Genomic DNA, 23,717 nt, shown 5'->3' on the forward strand with positions numbered 1-23,717 from the left:
CCAGGCCGAGCAGGACCCGGCCGTCGAACGCGCTAGACTCAATACCAAGCCGCGCGGTTTCATTCATTTTTTCAATCACACACCGAATCAAACCGCACGGCCCTTACACACCAAAATGCGAAGAGCCCCTATAACCCCGAAAACCGGTGTCGGAAAAAAGAAAAAGGCCGTTCCCGGTGGAATGGAAACGGCCTTAAGTGGAGCTGATGGTAATCGAAACCACGACCTCTTCGATGCGAACGAAGCGCTCTACCAACTGAGCTACAGCCCCGCAGGTGCCATCATGCTCTGCATGACAACTCGTCACACTCTAGTACGACCTGTTCGCAAACGCAAATCGGCGTGTGCAAGAGTCCTGTGTCGGAGTGTCGCGCTGTCGCAACCTGTATGGGAAGGGGCTTCCGTGTACGAACGACGACGCTGGCGGGGCGTTGTCGTGTCGGGATGCGTCGGGATGTGTCGTGATCCGGTCAAGAATGTTGACCCGTATACAGATTGCGACGCTACGACCGTCGTCGGCGTCGCAATCCGTTGATGAACCGGATTGCGTATGCGGATTGCGACGCTGGCGGAGGGGTTTGCGTCGCAAACCGTATGCGATCGGTGCTGGGATGCGGTGCGACGCGGGCGAGGTGCGTTGCACCGTAACCCGGTCATGAACCAGACTCCATATGCAGGTTACGACGCGGCAGACGGTGCTGGCGTCTGGATTCGTATGGGGGCGGCGGACGGCGTGCGAATCGCGACGCTGCGGGGGCTGCCGGCGTCGGAATCTGTTCATGGACCCGATTCCGTGAGCGGATCGCGACGCCGAATCGGCGGTGCGCTGCGGCTAGCGCAGGGCGAGGGTCGGGGTGAGTAGGACGTGGTCGCGGTCCGGTTCTCCGCAGAGGGTGGTCCGACCGGTCTTCCCATCGTCCGTGTCCCCGTTCGGCGTCGCGCCGGTCGCGGTTCCGCCTGATGCCCCGGCGTCCGTGGGCCGCACGGTGGCCGCCGCATCGGCCCCGTTCCCGGCCGCCGCCTCGGCGAGCCGGGCGCGCAGCCGTTCCTGGGTGATGCGGACGAGCTCGCGCGCGGCGCCGGCGAGCGGCTGTGCGACGCTGGGGATGCCGAGCGACTGGGCGGAGACGGTGTTGTCGAAGCCGGTGACGGTGATGTCGGTGTCGGTGGGCAGCGCGAGCGCGACGCCGGTGGCGATGGTGTCGCTCACGCAGATGATCGCGTCGATGTCGGGGCGTCGGTCGAGCAGGGCGATGCAGGCGGTCTGCCCGGCGATGATGTCGTTTTCGGCATCCTCGCTGAGCTGGTCGAGTTCGGCGGGCGTGGCCATGCGCGCGTCGAGCATGGTCTGCCGCCAGCCGAGCCGCCGGTCCATGCCGGTGCCGGACAGGCCCGGCCAGCCGATGAATCCGATGTGCTTGCATCCGTGGAGGATGAGATGCCGGGTGACGTCGGCGATGCCGGCGCGTCCGTCGACGTCGACCCACGGCACGTCGGGTTCGTGCATGTCGGCGCGCCCCCAGGGGCGGCCGAACAGCACGAACGTCTGCCGGTGCTCGTTGAGCCATGCGATGCGCGGGTCGTCGTGCGTGGTGTTGACGAGGACGAACGCGTCGACGTCGCCGCGTGCGATGAGCTGTTCGAATTGGCGGATCTCGTCCTGATGCGAGTCGGTCTTGTAGAGGATGACGCGGATGCCGTGGGCGTCGGCCTCGGTGACGAGCGCGTGCAGCAGCGGGTCATAGATGGGGGAGTAGCTGACGGGCGCGATGCCGATGGCGATGGTGTTGCTGCGTTGGGTGCGCAGCCGTCGCGCGGACGCGTTGGGCGTGTAGTTGAGCCGTTCGATGGCGGCGTTGACGAGCGTGCGCGTGGCCGGTTTGACGATGGCCGGATTGTTGATGCAGTTGGATACGGTCTGCGGCGAAACGCCGGCTTCCCTGGCGACGTCCTTGATGCTGACCATGATGCCCCCTTCCGTCTGTTGTGACGTTCCATTATCCCGCGTCGCCGCGGTCGATTTGACAAGTGCGATGTGCTGTGTTTAGTATATAACTGTTTTTTGGAACGTAAAAATTCCACCGACGAACCCCGATGATAGATCCCGTCGGTGGGCGCAATGGCCGCGCGTCGCATACCCCTCCTCCCTCGAGGGGTTCTTCGACCGCGCGAATTGGAACGTTCTAAAAGAAGATGTCGACCACTGAAGGCCGGGACGAAGACCCGGGCACGACAGAAAGGAACTCAACGATGAGGAAGAAGCTCACCGTCGCCACCGCCGCGACCGCCGCCCTGCTCACCCTGCTCGCCGGATGCGGCGGCAGCGGCTTCGACGAGCCGCAGACCGACGCCCAGGAGGGCGGCCTGACCGCCGACACCTCCCAGGAGCTGACCGTCCTGATCGGCTCCTCCGGCGACACCGAGACCGAGGCCGTCAAGAAGGCCGTCGCCGACTGGTGCGAGGAGACCGGCCAGAAGGCCACCGTGCAGGTCGCCAACGACATGGCCCAGCAGCTGTCGCAGGGCTTCGCCGGCGGCGATCCGGCCGACCTGTTCTACCTGGCCCCCGAGCAGCTCGCCGGCTACGCGTCGAACGGCTCCCTGCTCGCCTACGGCGACGAACTGGAGAACAAGGGCGACTTCTACGACAACCTGCTGCAGACCTTCACCTACGACGGCAAGCTGTACGCCGCGCCCAAGGACGTCTCCACGCTCCAGCTGGTCGTCAACGACGAGATGTGGGCGGCGGCCGGCCTGACCGACGCCGACTATCCGACCACCTGGGACGAGCTGGCCGACGTCGCCGCCAAGCTCACCGACGGCGACCACGTCGGACTGGCGTTCAGCGGCGAATACGCGCGCGTCGGCGTCTTCCTCAAGCAGGCCGGCGGCGGCCTCGTCAGCGACGACGGCACCAAGGCGATCGCCTCCGACGACGCCAGCGTCGCCGGCCTGACCGAAGTCAAGGAGCTGCTCGCCTCCGGCAACGCCGCCTATGCGTCCGACCTCGGCACCGGCTGGGGCGGCGAGGCGTTCGGCACCGGCAAGGCCGCGATGGCGATCGAAGGCAACTGGATCACCGGCGGTCTGGCCGCCGACTACCCGGACATCGACTACACCGTCGTCGAACTGCCCGCAGGCCCGGCCGGCAAGGGCACGATGCACTTCACCAACGGCTGGGGCATCGCCGCCGACAGCAAGAACCAGAAGGGCGCGATCAGCCTCGTCGAATACCTCACCAGCGACGAGGTCGTCATGGACTTCGCCAAGGCGTTCGGCATCATGCCCGCCAGCAAGACCCTCGCCGACACCTGGAAGAGCGAGTTCCCCGACCTGGGCGCCTTCATGGACGGCCTCGAATACTCCGTGACCGTGCCGACCGCCAAGGGCGCCGCCGACGTGATCACCGACTTCAACGCGCAGATCGAAGGCCTCAAGGACGGCGACGCGAAGGCCATCCTCGACAAGACCCAGACCAACCTCGAGGCGATCCTCAAGTAGTCCTCCCCACCGCGCGGGACCGGCCGGCGACGGCCGGCCCCGCGCCCCGGCAGTCAACAGTCAGTACGAGAACCAGACAACGGTGAAGGAGCCCTGAGATGGGAAGCGAGACGAGCGAGACCAAGAACGCGGCGGCCAGGCCGCCGCGACGCAAGACATCACGGCCGTCGGCGCCACGCCGGCGCGTCAACCGCGGCGAGGAGCTGTCCGGCTGGCTGTTCTGCCTGCCGATGATCCTGATCCTCGGCGTCTTCCTGTTCGTGCCGATCGTGATGGCGCTGTGGGTCAGCGTGTCCGACTGGGCCGGCCGCGGCACGCCGTTCGGCGCATCGGTGAACTTCGTCGGACTGAAGAACTACGCCGACGTGCTCGTCGAACCCGGCCTGGCGCAATCCGACTTCGGCACCGCCATCCGCAACAACGCGTGGTACACGCTGCTCGTGATCCCGCTGCAGACGCTGCTGAGCCTGCTGCTCGCCGTGCTGCTCAACCGCAGGATCCTCAAGGCGCGCGGCTTCTTCCGCACCGCCTTCTACTTCCCGTCGGTCACCAGCTCCGTGGCGATCACCGTGCTGTGGCTGTTCCTGTTCAACTCCTCGGGCACCATCAACGCGGTGCTCGGCTGGTTCGGCATCAACGGACCGAACTGGTTCAACGACCCTCGCGGCCTCGTCCACCTGCTGCTCGCCCGCTTCGGCGTGACCGAAGGCCCGGCGGCCCTCACCAGCAACGGGTTCCTGGGCGTCAGCTGGTGGGACTGGCTCTCCGGCCCGTCCGTCGCGATGTTCGCGATCATCCTCATGGTCGTGTTCACCACATCCGGCACGTACATGCTGATGTTCATCGCCGCGCTGCAGACCATCGGCGAGGCGACCGAGGAGGCGGCCATCATGGACGGCGCCAACGCGTGGCAGCGCCTGTGGAAGGTGACCGTGCCGCAGCTCAAGCCCACCATCTTCACCGTCATCACGCTCGGCATCATCGGCACCTGGCAGGTGTTCGACCAGATCTACACCGGCACCCAGGGCGCGCCCTCCAAGACGACCCTCACCCCCGCGTACCTGTCGTACAGCGCCGCCTTCTCCAGCCAGGAGTGGGGCCGCGGCGCCGCGATCTCGTTCGTCCTGTTCTTCATCATCATCGCGATGACCTGGGCCCAGCGCCAGATCATGAAGGACCGCAAACTGTCGCGCCGCCGCCGCGCCGACTACGACGCGATGAAGGCCGAGGCCCGCGCGATGAGCCGCGCCGAGGTCATGTCGCTCGGCGCGCGCAAGACCGCCGCCGGCGCCACCGCGGACCGCGCCGCAGCCCGCACGACCACCGCCGGAAAGGAGTCCTGACATGAACGGACAGAACCGAACCCGCGAATCCGCATTCAAGCGGTTCCTCCACAGCGGCGTCCTGCTGTACGTGCTGCTTGCGGCGCTCGCGCTGATCTACATCATGCCGTTCGTCATCCAGATCGCCACGTCGTTCAAGACCGACGCCGACGCGACCGCCAACCCCGTGTCGCTCATCCCCGAGACCTGGACCGCCGCCGCCTACCGCAAGCTGTTCCTGAACTCCGACTTCCCCGTCTGGTTCAAGAACTCGTTCATCGTGACCATCGTCGTGACCTGCGGACGCGTGTTCTTCGACTCGCTCGCCGGCTACGCGCTCTCCCGACTGCACTTCCGCGGCCGCAACGTCATCTTCGCCGCGCTCGTCGCCGTGATGAGCGTACCCGGCGTGGTGCTGCTCATCCCCAAGTTCCTCATCATCAAGACGCTCGGCATCTACGACAGCTACGCGGGCATGATCCTGCCGCTGCTCATCGACGCGTCCGGCGTGTTCATCATGAAGAACTTCTTCGAATCGATCCCGCGCTCCGTCGAGGAGCAGGCGATGATCGACCGCGCCGGCACGTTCCGCATCTTCTGGCAGATCGTGCTGCCGATGGCCCGCCCCGCGCTCGTCACCATCTCGATCCTGTCCTTCCAGGGATCGTGGAACGAGCTGTCGCACTTCATCGTCTCGACGCAGTCGTCGTCGCTCACCACCCTCACCAAGGGCGTCGCCTCGCTCGCCAGCGGCCAGCTGTCCAGCGGCAACCAGTACCCGGTCAAACTCGCGGCCGCCGTCGTCATGACCATCCCCGTCGCCCTGCTGTTCTTCGTCTTCCAGAAGCAGATCATGAACAGCTCCGAGGGATCCGTCAAGGAATGACCTCTCCGCCGGCCGCGGCCACGACCGCCGCGGCCGGCCCGACCATCCATCCGGCCATCCCCACCGGACCGACCGACCCGACAGAACCGACCGACCGAACCACAACGGAGAATCCCATGAGCACCAACACCCAGCCCCGCCAGCCGTGGATGCACGACATGAAGCCGCTCGTGTGCGCCCCCACCCAACTGTGGGCCGACCCCGACGGCGTCGTCGACGCGACCGCGCCCCACGCCGGCACCGCCAGCATCGCCGGCCTCTACCACGGCGACACCCGCATCGTCTCCGCGATCCGCACCACCGTCGACGGCGAGGCGCCCGTCCCCGTCGCATGGCGTGCGCACGGCAAGGGCGCCAGCACGACCACGATGATCGTGCGCAACATCGACGGCCCCACCGTCGACCCGCAGGTGCGCGTCGAGGAACGCCGCGACCTCACCCCCGACGCGCTCGCCGAACGCTGCACCGTCACCAGCGCGCTCGACCACGACGTCACCATCCGCCTCGCCGTCACCCTGCGGTTCGACATGGCCACGATGCAGGAGGTCAAGGGCGGCGCGCCGTCCGCGGTGGCGCTCGACGGACGCATCGCCGTCGACGTCGCTGACACGACGGCCGACGGCGTGCGCACCGTACGCGTCACCGACGGCAAGCTCGCCGCCGTCGTCACCGCCGACGCCACGGCCGGCACGCCGCCGTGCGTCGCCGTCGACGGCACCGACTGCACGCTCATCTGGACCCTCGCCGTCCCCGCGCGCGGCACCGCGGCCGCCGGCCTGACCGTCGCCGTCGACGCGCCCGGCAACGTCGTGCGCGCCGCGACCGCCGCCTGCCCGTGGGCCGACGTGCACGTCCACGCCGCCGACAGCCGTGTCGCCGACTGGATCAACACGTCCCTGCGCGACCTCGACGGCCTGCGCATGGCCATCCCCGCCCTGCCCGACGACGAATTCCTCGCCGCCGGCGCACCCTGGTTCTTCACCCTGTTCGGCCGCGACTCGCTGTGGGCCGCCCGATTCCTGCTGCCGCTCACCACGCGCACCGCGATGGGCACGCTGCGCACCCTCGCCCACTTCCAGGCCACCGCATCCGACCCCGCCACCAACGCCGACCCCGGCAAGATCATGCACGAACTGCGCGCCGAACAGCTCGTCCAGACCGGCGCCTTCGACGACGGCACCAGCCTGCCGCCGCTCTACTACGGCACCATCGACGCGACCCCGCTGTGGATCGTGCTGCTCGCCGAAGCCGCCCGCTGGGGCGCGCCCGACGACGAGATCCGCGCGCTCATCCCCAACCTGGAGGCGGCGCTCGCATGGCTGCGCGACTGGGGCGACTGCGACGGCGACGGATTCCTCGAATACATCGACCGCACCGGCCGCGGCCTGAGCAACCAGGGATGGAAGGACTCCGGCGATTCGGTGCGCTGGAACGACGGCACCATCGCACGCGGTCCGATCGCGCTGTGCGAAGTGCAGGGCTACGCCTACCAGGCGGCCATGCTCGGCGCCGACCTGCTGGACCGCTACGGTCGGCCCGGTGCCGACGGCTGGCGTGCGTGGGCGGCCCGGCTCAAGGAGCGCTTCAACGAGGCGTTCTGGGTCGATGACGGCCGCGGTCGCTACCCGGCCATCGCGCTCGACGCCGACAAGCGGCCCGTCGACTCGCTCACGAGCAACATCGGCCACCTGCTGGGCACCGGCATCCTCGACGAGGACGGCGTGCGCGACGTCGTCGCCCGCCTGACCGGCGACGACATGCTCAGCGGGTACGGCGTGCGCACGATGAGCACGCTGGCCGGCGGCTACTCGCCGCTGAGCTACCACTGCGGCTCGGTGTGGGCGCACGACAGCGCCGTGGTGATGAACGGCCTGCGCGACGAAGGCTACGAGGCGGAGGCGCTGCGCGTCGCCGAAGGACTGGTGCGTGCGGCCGCGTCGTTCGGCTACCAGATCCCGGAGCTGTACGCGGGCGACGCGTTCGGCGCGGACGGCTTCGGCTCCGGCCCGGCCCCGTACCCGGCGGCCTGCCATCCGCAGGCGTGGTCGGCCGCGTCGTCGGTCGCCGTGCTGTCCCTGCTGCTCGGTCTGGCGCCTGACGGAGAGGCGTCCGATGGCGCGTCGGCTGCCGTCGATTCCCCGCTGGCCCGCGACCTGCGCATCGAAGGCCGCTGATCCTCCGGGGGGCGACCTGCTGCAGCGTCGCAATCCGTACATGACCGGACTTTCGTGTGCGGATTGCGACGCTGAGGGCGCGTGTTGCGTCGTAACTCGTACGTGGATGGCCGATCTCTTACAGATTGCGACGCTAAACCTGTTGTTAGCGTCGCAATCCGTTAGTGAACCGGACTGCGTGTGCGGATTGCGACGCTGCGGGTGCCCCTGGCGTCGGGATTCGTATGGGAACGGCGGACGATGTGCGGGTTGCGACGGGGGGGGGGGGAAGGCGGAAGGAGGCGGATGGGAGCCGGGATGGGAGCCGGAATAGAGACCAGATATGGGACGGGCCCGGACCTGAGAGCAGGTCCGGGCCCGTGATTCGTCGGAGGAGAAGGGCGCGCCGATCAGGCGTCGGCCGGCTTCTTCCTGCCGAACTTGGCCTTGAGCAGGCCGATGAACGTCGGGACGAGGGAGACGGCGAGGATCAGCACGATCACCAGCTCGAAATGCTCCTGCACGGCCGGGATGTTGCCGAAGAAGTAGCCGAGGAACGTGAACAGCGACGACCAGATCAGGCCGCCGAGCACCGAGAACGGCGTGAAGCGCGCCCAGCGCATGCCGGAGATGCCCGAGATGAACGGCATGAACGTGCGGATGAACGGGAAGAAGCGGCCCAGGAACACGGCCAGCGGGCCCCACTTCTCGATCATCGCCTCGGTCTTGGCGATGCGCTCCGGCGTCATGGCCTTGACCTTGCCGGATTCGATGATGCGGCGGCCGAAGAAATGGCCGATGAAGTAGTTGCACTGGTCGCCGATGATCGGCGCAATCCACACGACCGGCAGCAGCGCCATGAGCGGCAGCGCGGCCTGGCCGGTCTGCGCGTCGGGCGCGGCGAACACGCCGGCGGCGAACAGCAGCGAGTCGCCGGGGAGGAACGGGAAGAACACGACGCCCGTTTCGATGAAGATGATGAGGAAGATGATGCCGAGCGTGGGCGCGACGCCCATCGCGATCCAGCCGGCGATGGCCGCGCGCGGATCCTTGAGCAGCTCGATGATGAAGTTGATGAAACCCATGGAAGTCCCGTCGTTACGTAAGCCCTGATTGGCGATGATTCAACCGTACCGACGATACCAGCGGCCCTCTAGGAGCGCTCGTCCGTTGTGACGAATCGACCGTATCTGCACAATTTTTCGCGCCGGTTCACGGCCCATTCAACCATCGTCCGACTGCCGTTCGCCCGGCGTTCGTCAGTCGTTCACTTGTGATGCCCGACCTGCCGTCAGACTGTCCGGAATGGCCGCCCGTCTTTGGCCGGTTCTGCGTCCGGGGGATGCCGCGGCGACGTTCGGCGGTGGATGGTCCGAGCCGACGAAATCTTATTTATTGATTTATCAATAAGCGGGTTTCGCTGCGCGTCGGCGATGTACGATGGGTGCCGGCACGACGATGGCGCGACGGCGGCGACGCGACGGAGCCGCATCGTCGGCGCGCAGATCAGCAGCGGGGGAGCGGCAGTCGGCGGTCCCGCATCGGAAGGAAAGGACGATACGAATGAGCGATGAAGCGACCATCATGACCGGCGATACGGCAGTCGGCACGACCGCCGGAACCGCCGGCATCCGGCCGGGCGCAAGCGAACGCGAGCAGGCGCGCCGGCTGATTCAGGCGGCGCTGGACCGCGCGGTCGAACGCGGCGAGGTGGCCGGCGCGAACGTGCTCGTCAGCCGCCGCGGCGAGGAACTGTGGTACGCGCAGTCGGGCCTGCGCAGCATCGAACGCGGCGAGGCGATGGACCGCGACACGATCTGCCGCCTGTACTCGCAGACCAAGCCCGTCACCGGAGCCGCCGCGATGATGCTCGTCGAACGCGGCGTCATCGACCTGGGCGACCCCGTCAGCGCCTACCTGCCCGCGTTCGCCGGCCAGCGCGTCGTCGCCGACGCCGCCGACGGCGCGCTGTCCAACGACATCCCGATGGACATGGCCGGCACGACCGGCGGCCGCGCCGACGACGGCGCGCGCACGGTCGCCGCGCTGCGCGAGCCGACCATCAAGGACCTGCTGATGATGACGTCCGGCCTGCCGTACCCGGACGGCGGCCACGAGGCCGGCCGTCTCGTCGGCAAGGTGTTCGACGAGCTCGACGCGCGTCTGGGCACACCCAATGCGATGGGCACGGTGGAGCTGGCGAACCGGCTGGGCGCGTGCCCGCTACGCTTCCAGCCCGGCTCGCATTGGATGTACGGCACGAGCGCCGACGTGATGGGCGCGGTCATCGAGGTGGCCAGCGGCAAGCGGTTCGGCGACTTCCTGCACGACGAGATCTTCGAGCCGCTCGGCATGGTCGACACCGCCTTCCATGTGCCCGAGTCGAAGCTGGGCCGTCTGGCCGCCGTGTACGACCGTCCGGACTGCCCGGTGCTGGAGGAGAACCGCATCGCGCCGGCCGACCGCGGACGCGGCGTGCTGCACGAGATCGCGACGAACCATCTGGGCGTCGAATACGTGCCGGACGGCGATCCGGCGTTCCAGTCGGGCGGCGCCGGCCTCAAGTCGACGCTGGACGACTACATGCGCTTCGGCCGGATGCTCGCCAACGGCGGCGAGGTCGACGGCGTGCGCCTGCTGCGCCCGACGACGGTCGCGATGATGACGTCGAGCGCGCTGCACGCGCGTCATTACCCGGATTTCGAGGAGTGGCAGCCGGGGTACGGCTACAACACGTTCATGCGCATCATGCGCGAGCCGGGCAAGTCGCTGATGCTCAACCACGTCGGCGAGTACGGCTGGGACGGCTGGCTGGGCACGTACTTCGACAACGACCCGTCGACCGGCACGACGATCCTGCTGATGATGCAGCTGACGAACGCCGGCGTCACCCCGTTGACGCGACGCGTGAAGAACATCGTCACGTCGTACCTCGACTGACGGGTCCGGTGGTGTGTCGCCGGCGTCGGACGGTCGGGCCGCCGTCCGACGCCGACGACACACCCGGATTGCGTATACGAAACCGGGGATAGGTGCAGGACACGCCGTCATATGACGGATGACGTGCGTTGCGTATGACCAATCCGGGCGTGTCGCAGTGGTCCGGCGACGACGGTGTCGCCGAACCGCCACGACACGCAACACACCCCCTACTGGATGGATGCGGACGGCATCGAGTAGTCGGGCGCCTGACGGTCCTTGGTCGGGTCGCCGGCGACGGCGGCGAAGGCGCGCAGGAAGATGAACGACTTGGCGTAGGCGAGCCAGGCGAAGCCGAGCAGGATGAACGCGACGCGGAACCATCCGGTGAACAGGAAGAGCGCCAGTCCGGCCACGTCGATGGCGATCAGGCCGAGGGTGTGGCGGAAGGCGGCCCACGGCATCATCGCCGCGTTGCGCAGGGTGGCGCCGAACGAGTTGGCGTAACGTGCCTGCAGCGGCGAGTAGTACTCGAAGGTGAGCAGCGCGATCGCGCCGACGATGATGAGGACCGGCAGCGCCACGTACGCGAGGTCGGTGTCGAGCGCGTTCCAGAACACGATGGAGAACGTCGCGACGGCGAGCACGGCGATGATGATGGCCGACGAGGCGAGCGAGGGGAGGAACTCCCGCCTGAAGCGCTTGAGGTATTCGCGGCCGAGGTGGATGTCCTCGTTCTCGTGGTAGGCGAAGACCGTGCTGTAGAGGGCGGCTCGGGCCGGGCCGATCGTGACGATCGGGATGAGCGTGATGACGAACAGCAGGTTGAGCACGAAGTACCTCATGCACAGGGCTACGAACTGCCAGAACTGGTTCTCGGGGTTGAACAGCTGCATATCGGTGACCTCATTTCCGTGTGCGTCTGCGGGTGCCTCGCCGGCGTTGCGTTGGAATTCCGCCGGTTTGACAAGTTTGTAAAATGAGTATACCATGCTTATCTATAACTTAATAAATAAGGAAGGGTCCCGGAGAGGCGAGGCTGTCTGAGTCCGGGGCGATCGCGATGCATCGAAAACCAAAGGAGGAATGATGCAATCGAAAGAGGAGAGTGGAAAGGCCGTGGGAGGAGGTGCCCCGGCCGTAGGCGCGGCCTCCGGTGGGAAGGCCGCCCGCGCGGCGCGCAGGTCCGGCGACGGCAGGGTCATGTCCGCCAAGCAGCATGGCTTCCGTCTGTGGCTGCTGATCGTGCCGTTCCTGATCATGTCCCTGCTGTTCAGCTACCTGCCGCTGTTCGGCTGGATCTACGCGTTCTTCGACTACCAGCCGCCGCTGCCGCTGTCCGAGTGCGATTTCGTCGGCCTGCAGTGGTTCGAGATGCTGGTGCAGAACCCGGCGCAGCTCAAGACCATCGGCCAGGTGCTCGTCAACACCTTCGCGATGTCCGGCCTGAACATCCTGACCTCGTTCTTCCCGCTGGTGTTCGCCATCGCCCTGAACGAGATCCGCGCCAAGTGGTTCAAGAACCTCATCCAGACGCTCACCACGCTGCCGAACTTCATCTCCTGGGTTCTGGTCTACGCCGTGGCGTTCGCGATGTTCTCCACCACCGGCATGTTCAACACGCTGCTCGAGAACATGGGCCTGATCTCCGAGCCGATCAAGTTCCTCGACTCCGACTTGCACACGTGGCTGAAGATGCTGCTGTGGGGCCTGTGGAAGGGCCTCGGCTGGGGCTCCATCATGTACCTCGCCGGCATCGCGGGCATCGACCCCGAGCTGTACGAGGCCGCCCAAGTGGACGGCGCCAACCGCTTCCAGCAGATCATCCACGTGACGATCCCGCAGCTGCTGCCGACCTACTTCGTCCTGCTCATGCTGTCGATCTCCAACTTCCTCAACAACGGCATGGACCAGTACTTCGTGTTCCAGAACGCCTTCAACATGCAGCACATCCAGGTCCTCGACCTCTACGTCTACAACGTCGGCATGGGCAGCAGCTCGCTCTCCCTGGCGACCGCGATCTCGATGCTCAAGTCCCTGGTCAGCGTCGGCCTGCTGATCCTGGTCAACTGGCTGTCCAAGCGCACGCGCGGCGTGTCCATCGTCTGACCGGTGAAGGTGAAAGGAAGAATCATGGCACAGAAAGTCAAGCAGGGCGTGGCCCCCTCGCAGCGGCGCACCCGCGGCGAGGAAGTCTACAACGTCTTCAACATCCTCTTCTTCATCCTGTTCGCGTTCGTCTGCGTGTACCCGTTCTACTACCTGATCATCAACTCGCTGTCGGATAACGCGGCCTCCGCGGCCGGCGAGGTGAACTGGCTGCCGCAGGGCATCCACTGGGAGAACTACAAGCAGGTGTTCGCGCTCGACGGTCTGAGCACCGCCGCGTTCATCTCCCTGGCCCGTACCGTCATCGGCACGGTGTGCACCGTGGTCGCCCGCGCGTTCCTCGGCTTCATGTTCACCCAGGAGAAGATGTGGCACCGCCAGTTCTGGTACCGCTTCATCGTCATCACGATGTACTTCAACGCGGGCCTGATCCCGATGTTCATCACGATGAAGAACCTGCACCTGACCAACAACTTCTGGGTCTACGTCCTGCCGGCCATCGTGCAGCCGTTCAACATCATCCTGGTCAAGACGTTCGTCGAGTCGATCCCCCACTCGCTGCAGGAGGCCGCCGAGATGGACGGCGCCGGCACGCTGACGGTCTTCTGGAAGATCGTGCTGCCGATGATGTCCCCGATCCTGGCGACCGTCGGCATCTTCTCCGCCGTCGGCCAGTGGAACTCCTTCCAGGACACGCTGATCTACATGACCGACTCGAAGCTGTACTCGCTGCAGTACCTGCTGTACACGTACATCAACCAGGCGAACGCCCTCGCCGCCTCCGTCAAGGCGAGCGCCGGCACCGCGATGAACGTGGCCGCCCTGGCGACCCAGCAGACCCCGACGTCGATCCGTATGACGGTCTCCGTGATCGTCGTGCTGCCGATCCTGTTCGTCTACCCGTTCTTCCAGCGCTTCTTCGTCAAGGGCATGATGCTCGGCGCAGTGAAGGGCTGATCCGTTCCGCCTGATACGGCGGCACCCGTCGCGCGGCCGGGCACACGGTCCGGCCGCGCATACACCGACAAAGGATTTTTCACAAAGAAAAGGAACAAGGAGGTTTCCGTTATGGGAATCAAGAAGAAGCTCACCGCCGGTCTGGCCGCTGGTCTGGCCGCCGCGATGATGTTCTCCCTGGCCGGCTGCGGCGGCGACTCCGCTCAGGACGACGCCGTCGACGACGGTTCGCTGATGACCGTCGACGTCTTCGACGGCCTGGCGAACTACCAGGGCGAGCAGAAGGGCTGGTTCGCCAAGGTCGTTCTGGACAAGTTCAACATCAAGCTGAACATCATCGCCCCGAACGTGGCCGGCGGCGGTTCGACCCTGTTCGATACCCGTTCCGCCTCGGGCAACCTGGGCGACATCATCATCTACGGCTACGAGAACGGCCAGGGCGCCAAGCTGGTCAAGTCCAAGCTGCTCGCCGACATGACCCCGTACCTGGACGGCATGGACAACATCAAGGCCAACCAGCTCGCCATCGACGCGATGAACGAGACGATGGGCCAGGAGGAGGGCGTCTGGGGCATCCCGGGTTCGGTGTCGTCGCTGGCGCCGACCGAGGCGTCCGAGGGCCTGGAACCGACGTTCGGCCCGTACCTCCGCTGGGACTACTACAAGGCCGTCGGCTACCCGGAGATCGACACCCTCGAGGACCTGATCCCGGTGCTCAAGGAGATGCAGGACAAGGCCCGCGAGACCGAGGGCCGCGACGACATCTACGCCATGTCCTTCTTCAAGGACTGGGACGGCAACATGATGAACAACGCCAAGCAGCCGACCTGCTTCTACGGCTATGACGAGCTCGGCTTCGTGCTGGCCAAGGCCGACGGCTCCGACTACCAGTCGATCACCGACGAGGGCGGCATCTACGAGCGCACCATCAAGTTCTTCAACGCCGCCTACCGCGCCGGCATCGTCGACCCGGAGTCCACGACCCAGAACTACGACACGATGAACTCCAAGTACAAGGAGGGCAAGGTCCTGTTCTCCTTCTGGCCGTGGCTCGGTCAGGCCGCCTACAACACCAACGAGAACAAGGACGCCGGCAAGGGCTTCATGATCGCCCCGCTCAAGGACCAGAAGATCTTCTCCTACGGCGCCACCCCGACCGGCGGCAAGACCTTCATCGGCATCGGCTCGAAGGCCAAGAACAAGCAGCGTCTGGTCAAGTTCATCGACTGGCTGTTCTCCTCCGAGGGCGTCTATGACTCCGGCGCCCAGACCGGCGGCGCCGCCGGCCCGAAGGGTCTGAACTGGGAGCTCAACGACGACGGCGAGCCGGTGCTCACCGACTTCGGCTCCAACGTCCTGTCCGGCGGCAGCGCCAACGTCCCGGAGGACTGGGGCGGCGGCTCCTACTCCGACGGCATCTCCGCGCTGAACTTCCCGACCGTGAACGTCAACGACATCGATCCGGAGACCGGCTACTCCTACAACGCCACCATGTGGCCGAGCGAGCTGGAGAAGGCGAACGCCAACGCGCTGAACCAGGATTGGTCCGCGCACATGGGCGGCTACTCCACCACCATGGAGTACCTCGAGGCGAACGACATGATCGCCGTCTCCCCGGGTTCGAGCTACATGAGCCCGCAGGAGGATTCGCAGATCACCACGCTGCGCGGCTCCGTGAAGACCGAGATCGTCAACGCGTCCTGGAAGGCGTCCTTCGCCGACTCCGAGGCCGAGTGCGACAAGATCCTCAAGGAGATGCGCGAGACCGTCAAGGGTCTGGGCATCGACCAGGTGCTCGAGGTCGACATGAAGAACGCCAAGGATCAGGACGCCGCCCGCAAGGCCGCCGTCAAGGCGTACGAGGCCGAGAACAAGTGACGTTCCTCCCGGTCGCGTGACCGTCCGTCCCCGTGACGGCGGCCGCGCGGCCACCTAAGGCCGAACGACGGGGCGTCGGAGGGCCGGCCCGGATACCGGACCGCCTTCCGCGCCCCGTCTTCCATATCATCCGTTACCCCTCATCGACCTGATATGACCCGATAGGCCCGTCCGCGGCGTATCCTCCACAAGCAAAGGAGCTGACCATGATCGACCTGAAGACCATTGACGACGTGATCGCGCGCGGCCCCTACACCGACACCTGGGAGTCGCTCTCGCAGGTGCAGGTGCCGGGCTGGTTCCCCGACGCCAAGTTCGGCATCTTCACCCACTGGGGCCTGTACACCGTGCCCGAATACCGCAACGAATGGTATTCGCGCAACATGTACATCGAAGGCTATCCCGAATGCGACCACCACCGCGCCACCTACGGCCCGCAGAGCGAATTCGGCTACAAGGACTTCATCCCGATGTTCACCGCCGAACGCTTCGACGCTGACGAATGGCTCGACCTGTTCGCCAAGGCCGGCGCGAAGTACTACTTCCCGGTCTCCGAGCATCATGACGGCTACCAGATGTACCGCAGCGAGCTGTCGCACTGGAACACGGTCGAGACGGGCCCGCACCGCGACATCATCGGCGAGCTGCGCGAGGCCACGCTGGGCCACGGCATGCACTTCGCCACCTCCAACCACCGCGCCGAGCACTGGTGGTTCATGGGCCACGGCCGCGACTTCGAGTCCGACGTGCGCGGCCCCGAGGCGGACGTCAAGGGCGGCTTCTACTGGCCCGCCAACCCCGAGCCGGACAACCAGGACCTGTTCTCCGTGCCCCGCCCCGACGAGGAGTACCTCGACGACTGGCTGCTGCGCGTGTGCGAGCTCATCGACGGCTACCGTCCGGAGATGCTGTACTTCGACTGGTGGATCCAGCACGACGCGTTCAAGCCGTACGTGCGCCGGGTCGCCGCCTACTACTACAACCGCGGCGTCGAATGGGGCGTGCCGGTCATCATCTGCTACAAGGACGACGGCATGGCCTGGGGCGCCGGCCTGTTCGACGTGGAGCGCGGCGGCCTGTCCACCGCGACCCCGTACCCGTGGCAGACCGACACCGCCATCGCGCGCAACTCGTGGTGCTACACGAACTCGCTCGACTACAAGAGCCTGTCCGAGCTGATCGTCACGCTCGTGGACGCGGTCAGCAAGAACGGCAACCTGCTGCTCAACGTCGGCCCGAAGGCCGACGGCTCCATCGCCGACCACGACCGCGAGCTGCTCGAAGGCATCGGCGCGTGGATGGACGCCAACGGCGAGGGCATCTACGGCACCCGCCCGTGGCGCTTCGCCGAGGAGGGCGACACCAAGGCCGCCGAAGGCTCGTTCGCCGACCAGACCGCGCTCGAATACACGGCCGGCGACTGGCGGTTCACCGCCAAGGACGGCGACGTGTACGCGTTCTGCCTCAACCCCGCCGGTCAGGCCACGCTCACCAGCACGACGTTCGGCGCCTACCATGACGGCATCCGGGCCCCGTTCCACGGCATCGTCGAACGCGTCGAGCAGCTCGGTGCCGGCGAGGTGCCGTTCGAGCGCACGGCCGACGGCCTGGTCATCACCCCGGCCGAACGTCCCGGCGTCGCCGCCGACGTGCCCGTCGGATTCCGCATCACAATCCGCTGACCGGCATACGCCGACGCGGTCGGCGCGTGACGACGCGCGCCGACCGCACACCACGCAAGAACCATCAGGAGAAGGACAACATGACCGTCATCACCGAAGCCAACAAGGCCAAGGCCCGGGCCATCCTCGACGAGCTGACGCTCGACGAGAAGGTCGACATCATCCACGCCGCCGGACTGTTCCGCTCCGGCGCCGCGCCGCGCGTCGGCGTCCCCTACTTCCACATGGACGACGGTCCGATGGGACCGCGCGAGGAACTGCACAACGACAACTGGATGCCGCTGTGGAACACGCGCGACCGCGTCACCTACCTGCCGTCCGGCTCCGCCGTCGCCTCCACCTGGAACCGCGGGCTCGCCCGCACCGTCGGCGAGATCCTCGGCGAGGAGGCGCGCGGCCGCGGCAAGGACGTCATCCTCGGCCCGTCCATCAACATCAAGCGCAGCCCCCTGTGCGGCCGCAACTTCGAATACATGAGCGAGGACCCGTACCTCGCCGCCGAACAGGGCGTCGCCTACATCCAGGGCGTCCAGGAATCCGACGTCGCCGCCTGCGCCAAGCACTACGCGGCCAACAGCCAGGAGACCGACCGCCTCGAAGTCGACGAGACCATCGGCGAGCGCGCCCTGCGCGAGATCTACCTGCCCGCGTTCGAGGCGGCCGTCAAGGACGGCGGCACCCTGTCCATCATGGGCGCCTACAACCTCGTCAACGGCGAGCAGTGCTGCGAATCCAAGCGTCTGCTCGACGACATCCTGCGCGGCGAATGGGGCTTCGACGGCTTCGTCGTCTCCGACTGGAGCGCCGTCAAACGCACCAAGGAGAGCGCCCAGGTCGGCCTCGACGTCGAGATGTCGGTCACGCCGAACTTCGACGAATACTACTTCGCCAACCCGCTGCGCCGCGCCATCGCCGCCGGCGAGGTCGCCGAATCCGACGTCGACGTGAAGGCCCTGCGCGTGCTGGCCGTCATGGACGCCCTGCACATGCTCCCCGACGCCGACGGCGCCAAGCCCGCGCGCAAGGCCGGCTCGTACGCGACGCTCGAGCACGCCGCCAAGGCGCTCGACGTGGCGCGCGAATCCATCGTGCTGCTCAAGAACGAGCCGGGCGCCGACGGCACGCCCGTGCTGCCGATCGACGAGACCGCGACCCGCCGCATCCTCGTCGTCGGCGCCAACGCCGACCGCATCCACTCCAACGGCGGCGGCAGCGCCGTCATCAAGGCGCTGCACGAGGTGACGCCGCTGCTCGGCCTCAACGGCCGGCTCGGCGGCAACGTCGCCATCGAATACGCGCTCGGCTACGACGCCAAGCAGGTCGTCCAGGACGACTCGTGGCAGGAGGAGAGCCTCGAGAACTCCGTCGGCGACGACGCGCACGACGCGCAGCGCGCCGCCGAACTGCGCGACGAGGCCGTCGCCCTCGCCCGCGAGTACGCGGCCGCCGGCGACCCGGTCGTCTTCATCGGCGGCCTCGACCACGAGCACGACCTCGAAGGCCGCGACCGCGACGACATGCGCCTGCCGTACGGCCAGGACGAGCTCATCGAGGCGCTCCTCGACGCCGCCCCCGACACGGTCCTCGTGTTCGTGGCCGGTTCCCCGGTCGAGATGCCGTGGGCCGAGCGCGCCAAGGCCATCGTGTGGAACTGGTACAACGGCTGCGAATCCGGCACGGCGCTCGCCGAGACGCTGCTGGGCCGCGTCAACCCGAGCGGCCACCTGCCGGAGACGTTCCCGATCGCGCTCGAGGACTGCCCGGCGCATTCGATCGGCACGTTCGGTCCCGGCCTGCACGTGCGCTACGACGAGGACGTGTACGTCGGCTACCGCCACTACGAGACGCGCGACGTGCCGGTGCGCTTCCCGTTCGGCCACGGCCTGAGCTACACGACGTTCGCCTACGGCGACCTCGACGTGCGCCGCGTCGACGACGAGATCCGCGTCTCGTTCACCGTGGAGAACACGGGCGATCGCGCCGGCAAGGCCGTGCCGCAGGTGTACCTCGGTCTGGAGGGCACCGGCGAGAACCGTCCGGTGCGCGAGCTCAGGGGCTTCGAGAAGGTCGCGCTGGAGCCGGGCGAGCGCCGTCAGGTGACGGTCGCGATGCCGGTCGCGAAGGCGCTGCGCTACTGGTCGAACGGCGAGGGTGCGTATGCGCTCGCCCCGGCGGCGACGGTCGCGGTCGGCGAGTCGGTGCATGACGTGCGTCTGACGGGCCGCGTGGACTGACGACGCGCGTCGTCCAGCGCGCGCGATCGTGCGTCGCGCGCACGCGGTGCGTGCCGTCGCGCGCCGGCCGGCTGGTCGGTTCCGACCGGTCCGCCGTCCGGCGTCGGCGTCGCCGTTATATGATCGTCCCCGTCGTCCGCGATGACGGAACCGGTGGGGACGACCGTATTTTCAACGTCGTCGGCGTGTCGGAAATTGCTATTTATAAACTTATAAATAAGAAGAAGGACGGGCTGTCGCCGATCGGCGCGGCCGGGTCCGGAACGGACCTCCCCACGCAACCGAACGCGGGGGAGCGGCCCCGCGACGGGCCGACGTCACCGATGCAAAGGAGCAATCCATGAAATTCCTCAATGGCGGCTGGCTGATCAAGGACGGCTTCGACGTCAAGTACGCTGCCAACGTGTACGTGGCGAACACCGAGCCGAAGAAGCTGACCCTCTTCTGCCCGTTCGGCGTGGCCATCCACCACCCGGGCCAGACGCTCGACGGCGGCATCCTCACCATCGAGGTCACCTCCCCGCGCGAGGACGTCATCACCACCCGTCTCATCAACTTCAAGAAGGACCGCAGCCACTGCCCGACCTTCGCCGTCAACGACGCCGACCCGGACGTCCGGATCGCCGAGACCGACGACGAGTGGACCTTCACCTCCGGCAAGCTCGTCCTGCACATCGCCAAGGGCGACTCCATCGACTTCACCTACACGTACGACGGCAAGGTCGTCGCCCACTCCGGCTGGCGCGCCAAGGCGCTCGTCACCGACGACGAGGGCCGCCTGCACGTCTCCGAGCAGCTCGACCTGGGCGTCGGCGAGAAGATCTACGGCCTCGGCGAGCGCTTCACCAACTTCGTCAAGAACGGCCAGAGCGTCGAGATCTGGAACGAGGACGGCGGCACCGGCACCGAGCAGGCGTACAAGAACATCCCGTTCTACCTGTCCAACAAGGGCTACGGCCTGTTCGTCAACAACCCGGGCAAGGTCGGCTTCGAGGTCGGCTCCGAGAAGGTGTCCCGCGTGCAGTTCTCCGTGCCGGGCGAGGAGATGACCTACTCCGTCATCGGCGGCAAGGACCTCAAGTCGATCCTGGGCGCCTACACCGACATGACCGGCAGGCCGCCGCTGGTGCCGGACTGGAGCTACGGCCTGTGGCTGAGCACCTCCTTCACCACCGACTACGACGAGAACACCGTCATGGAGTTCGTCGACGGCATGGCCGAGCGCAACATCCCGCTGTCCGTGTTCCACTTCGACTGCCGTTGGATGAAGGAGCTCGAATGGTGCAACTTCGAGTGGGACGCCGACAAGTTCCCGGATCCGGAAGGCCTGCTCAAGAAGCTGCATGACCGCGGCCTCAAGGTGTGCGTGTGGATCAACAGCTACATCGGCCAGAAGTCCCCACTGTTCGAGGAGGGCGCGAAGAAGGGCTACTTCATCAAGACCACCGACGGCGACGTCTGGCAGTGGGACAAGTGGCAGGCCGGCATGGCCATCGTCGACTTCACCAACCCCGAGGCGACCAAGTGGTACCAGGACAAGCTGCGCCACCTCGTCGAGCAGGGCGTCGACTGCTTCAAGACCGACTTCGGCGAGCGCATCCCCACCGAGGGCGTCCAGTACTACGACGGCTCCGATCCGGAGCTCATGCACAACTACTACACGTACCTGTACAACAAGGCCGTGTACGACGTGCTCGTCGAGACCAAGGGCGAGGACGAGGCGATCCTGTTCGCCCGCTCCGCCACCGTCGGCGGCCAGCAGTTCCCGGTCCACTGGGGCGGCGACTGCTCGTCCAACTACCCGTCGATGGCCGAATCCCTGCGCGCCGGCCTGAGCTTCGGCATGTCCGGCTTCGGCTACTGGAGCCACGACATCGCCGGCTTCGAGGACAAGCCGACCCCGGACCTGTTCAAGCGCTGGACCCAGTTCGGCCTGCTGTCGTCCCACTCCCGCTACCACGGCTCCACCGAGTACAAGGTGCCGTGGCTGTACGGCGACGAGGCGGTCGAGGTGTCCCGCGAGTTCACCGAGCTCAAGCTGCGCCTCAAGCCGTACCTGGTCCAGCAGATGCACGTCACCCACGAGACCGGCGTGCCGATGATGCGCGCGATGGTGCTCGAATTCCCGGACGACCCGGCCTGCGAGGACATCGACACCCAGTACATGCTGGGCGACGACCTGCTCGTGGCCCCGGTGTTCTCCGAGGACGGCACCGCCCGCTTCTACGTGCCGGACGCCGGCGGCGACCATGCCGGCGAGGCGTGGGCCAACCTGCTCACCGGCAGGACCTACGAGCCGGGCCGCTGGTACGTCGAGCAGTACGACTACCACACCCTGCCCGTCCTGGTCCGCCCGGGCGCCGATCCGCTGAACGCCTGACCGTGACCCTGCAGCCGGCTCCCCCCGATCGCCGATCGAGGGGAGCCGGCCTCGTATTGGCCCGCATCACCCCGCATCACCCCGCATCACCCCGTCCCCGCACCACCGAGGCGACGACACCGAAAAGAGCCCACCATATGACCCTGTTCAACTGCATGCCGGCGCGGCGCATCGCGTCCGGCTTCCACCCCGACCCGACCATCTGCGAGCGCCCCGAAGGCGGCTACTACATGGTCAACAGCTCGTTCGAATACTTTCCCGGCATGCCGGTCCTCGAATCCGAGGACGGCATGCACTGGCATAAGATCGGCGACGCGATGAACCGCCCGTCCCAGTTCCCGTACGAGACGATGGGCAACAACCAGGGCATCTACGCGCCGACGCTGCGCTGGCACGGCGGCCTGTACTATCTGATCGTCACGAACGTCAACAAGGGCAACATGATCCTGACGTCCGCCGACCCGCACGACGGCTGGTCCGACCCGATCTGGGTCGAGGGATGGCCCGGCATCGACCCGAGCCTGTTCTTCGACGACGACGGCACGGTGTACATCTGCGGCAACGAGGGCGGCGAGCCGGACGAGAACGGCGAGCGCGAGCCGGCCGGCATCTACCTGTCGAAGATCGACGTGGCGACCGGCACGGTGCTCACGAAGCGCCGGCGCATCTGCGGCGGCATCACCGGGTCGAATCCGGAGGGCCCGCACCTGTACAAGCGCGACGGCCGCTACTATCTGATGTGGGCCGAGGGCGGCACCGAATCCGGTCATATGGAGAACATCGCGCGCGCCGACGACCCGTTCGGTCCGTATGAGATGTACCCGGGCAACCCGGTCATCACCAACCGTTCCACGCATCTGACGCTGCAGGCGATCGGCCACTGCGACTGCGCGCACTTCGACGCCGACCGCACGCTCATGGTGTTCCACGGCACGCGCAACAACGACGCCTACCCGGCGCAGGGCTGGCTCGGCCGCGAACCGTACGCCGTCTGGTTCGACTGGAAGGACGGCTGGCCGGCGATCGCCGACCAGTCGTACGACTGCGCGCTCAACGGCTGCGGCGAATCGCTCGAATCCGACGTCGCGTGGATCACGCCGTCGATCGACGCCGACGGCCGCTTCGCCGTCGACGGACAGCCGATCCCGCACGCGGACGGCACGCTCGCCGACCACAACGGCGCGACCGTCACCATCCGCGCCACGACGCAGGATTTCGCACTCGAGCATGGTCCGTCGATGGTCGGCACACGGCAGACCGACTTCCGCTGCACGTTCGGCGCGACGCTCGTCGACGCGCGTGCGCTGCGCTCCGGCGAGACCGGCGTCGCCGTGTACGCGAACGCGGAGCACTGGCTGGAGATCGCCGTCGCCGCCGCCGACGAGGCCGCCGACACGGTGCACGTCGAGGCGCGCGTGCACGACGCCGGCCTGACCGCCGTCGTCGGCACGGCCGACGTACCCGCCGGCAAGCCGATCCGACTGGCCGTGCGCGGGGACGAATCCGGCTACCGCTTCGAGGCCGACGGCGTCGACCTGGGATTCGCGCCCGGCAAGGTGCTGAGCTTCGTGCACGCCGGCGGCTTCACCGGCATCCTGATGGGCGTGTACGCGCACGGCGACGGCACCGTCGTCTACGCCGGAGCACGCTACGACGTCTGACCGGCGGCCATCATACGACCCGAATCCCACCCAAC

Annotated in this window: 15 protein-coding genes and 1 tRNA gene; 12 read left to right on the forward strand and 4 right to left on the reverse strand. The window is 66.9% G+C overall.

Annotated features, from left to right (window positions below; all coding sequences use genetic code 11):
- Positions 1–198: 198 nt before the first annotated feature.
- Both D2E24_RS07620 and D2E24_RS07625 read right to left on the reverse strand, forming a co-directional pair.
- Positions 199–271: transfer RNA gene (locus D2E24_RS07620), tRNA-Ala, on the reverse strand.
- A gap of 561 nt (positions 272–832) precedes the next feature.
- Complete coding sequence (locus D2E24_RS07625; RefSeq protein ID WP_125968747.1) at positions 833–1,966, reverse strand: LacI family DNA-binding transcriptional regulator; 1,134 nt, start codon at positions 1,964–1,966, stop codon at positions 833–835.
- Between the two features lie 284 nt (positions 1,967–2,250).
- On the opposite strand from D2E24_RS07625, the gene D2E24_RS07630 reads away from it, so the two are divergent.
- The 4 genes from D2E24_RS07630 to D2E24_RS07645 all read left to right on the forward strand — a co-directional run bounded on the left by D2E24_RS07630 (position 2,251) and on the right by D2E24_RS07645 (position 7,883).
- On the forward strand, positions 2,251–3,501 hold the full coding sequence (locus D2E24_RS07630) for a sugar ABC transporter substrate-binding protein (RefSeq protein WP_125968748.1): 1,251 nt from the start codon (positions 2,251–2,253) through the stop codon (positions 3,499–3,501).
- Positions 3,502–3,599: 98 nt separating this feature from the next.
- Positions 3,600–4,844 (forward strand): carbohydrate ABC transporter permease, encoded by a 1,245-nt coding sequence (locus D2E24_RS07635; RefSeq protein ID WP_125968749.1) that lies wholly within the window; start codon positions 3,600–3,602, stop codon positions 4,842–4,844.
- Position 4,845: 1 nt separating this feature from the next.
- Positions 4,846–5,709 carry a carbohydrate ABC transporter permease gene (locus D2E24_RS07640; RefSeq protein ID WP_125968750.1) on the forward strand — a complete coding sequence of 288 codons (864 nt, stop codon included), beginning with the start codon at positions 4,846–4,848 and terminating at the stop codon, positions 5,707–5,709.
- A gap of 116 nt (positions 5,710–5,825) precedes the next feature.
- Entirely contained in the window at positions 5,826–7,883 is a 2,058-nt protein-coding gene (locus D2E24_RS07645) for a glycogen debranching N-terminal domain-containing protein (protein WP_125968751.1), read from the forward strand.
- Positions 7,884–8,272: 389 nt separating this feature from the next.
- Here the strand turns inward: D2E24_RS07645 and D2E24_RS07650 are convergent, their stop codons facing one another.
- Entirely contained in the window at positions 8,273–8,947 is a 675-nt protein-coding gene (locus tag D2E24_RS07650; protein ID WP_125968752.1) for a DedA family protein, read from the reverse strand.
- A gap of 478 nt (positions 8,948–9,425) precedes the next feature.
- Here D2E24_RS07650 and D2E24_RS07655 point away from each other — a divergent pair, with 478 nt between their 5' ends.
- Positions 9,426–10,802 (forward strand): serine hydrolase domain-containing protein, encoded by a 1,377-nt coding sequence (locus tag D2E24_RS07655; protein WP_206430949.1) that lies wholly within the window; start codon positions 9,426–9,428, stop codon positions 10,800–10,802.
- Between the two features lie 209 nt (positions 10,803–11,011).
- Here the strand turns inward: D2E24_RS07655 and D2E24_RS07660 are convergent, their stop codons facing one another.
- Positions 11,012–11,677, reverse strand: coding sequence for a YesL family protein (locus D2E24_RS07660; protein WP_125968753.1), 666 nt, complete (start codon positions 11,675–11,677; stop codon positions 11,012–11,014).
- Positions 11,678–11,984: 307 nt separating this feature from the next.
- Between D2E24_RS07660 and D2E24_RS07665 the strand changes: the two genes are divergently transcribed.
- The 7 genes from D2E24_RS07665 to D2E24_RS07695 all read left to right on the forward strand — a co-directional run bounded on the left by D2E24_RS07665 (position 11,985) and on the right by D2E24_RS07695 (position 23,682).
- Positions 11,985–12,890 carry an ABC transporter permease gene (locus tag D2E24_RS07665; protein WP_338142209.1) on the forward strand — a complete coding sequence of 302 codons (906 nt, stop codon included), beginning with the start codon at positions 11,985–11,987 and terminating at the stop codon, positions 12,888–12,890.
- A 24-nt stretch (positions 12,891–12,914) separates the two neighbouring features.
- Complete coding sequence (locus D2E24_RS07670; protein WP_125968755.1) at positions 12,915–13,847, forward strand: carbohydrate ABC transporter permease; 933 nt, start codon at positions 12,915–12,917, stop codon at positions 13,845–13,847.
- Positions 13,848–13,958: 111 nt separating this feature from the next.
- Positions 13,959–15,725: a type 2 periplasmic-binding domain-containing protein gene (locus tag D2E24_RS07675; RefSeq protein WP_125968756.1), complete on the forward strand. Its 1,767-nt coding sequence runs from the start codon at positions 13,959–13,961 to the stop codon at positions 15,723–15,725.
- A gap of 206 nt (positions 15,726–15,931) precedes the next feature.
- A complete protein-coding gene (locus tag D2E24_RS07680) occupies positions 15,932–17,407 on the forward strand; it encodes an alpha-L-fucosidase (RefSeq protein WP_125968757.1) in 1,476 nt (491 codons plus the stop codon).
- 80 nt (positions 17,408–17,487) lie between these two features.
- Positions 17,488–19,641, forward strand: coding sequence for a beta-glucosidase family protein (locus D2E24_RS07685; protein WP_125968783.1), 2,154 nt, complete (start codon positions 17,488–17,490; stop codon positions 19,639–19,641).
- 340 nt (positions 19,642–19,981) lie between these two features.
- The gene (yicI, locus tag D2E24_RS07690; protein ID WP_125968758.1) at positions 19,982–22,021 is read left to right on the forward strand and encodes an alpha-xylosidase; all 2,040 of its coding nucleotides are present in this window, start codon (positions 19,982–19,984) and stop codon (positions 22,019–22,021) included.
- Positions 22,022–22,158: 137 nt separating this feature from the next.
- Positions 22,159–23,682, forward strand: a complete 1,524-nt coding sequence (locus D2E24_RS07695; RefSeq protein ID WP_125968759.1) for a glycoside hydrolase family 43 protein — start codon at positions 22,159–22,161, stop codon at positions 23,680–23,682.
- Positions 23,683–23,717: the final 35 nt, after the last annotated feature.

This window comes from Bifidobacterium samirii (assembly GCF_003952945.1).
Taxonomy (GTDB): Bacteria; Actinomycetota; Actinomycetes; order Actinomycetales; family Bifidobacteriaceae; genus Bifidobacterium; species Bifidobacterium samirii.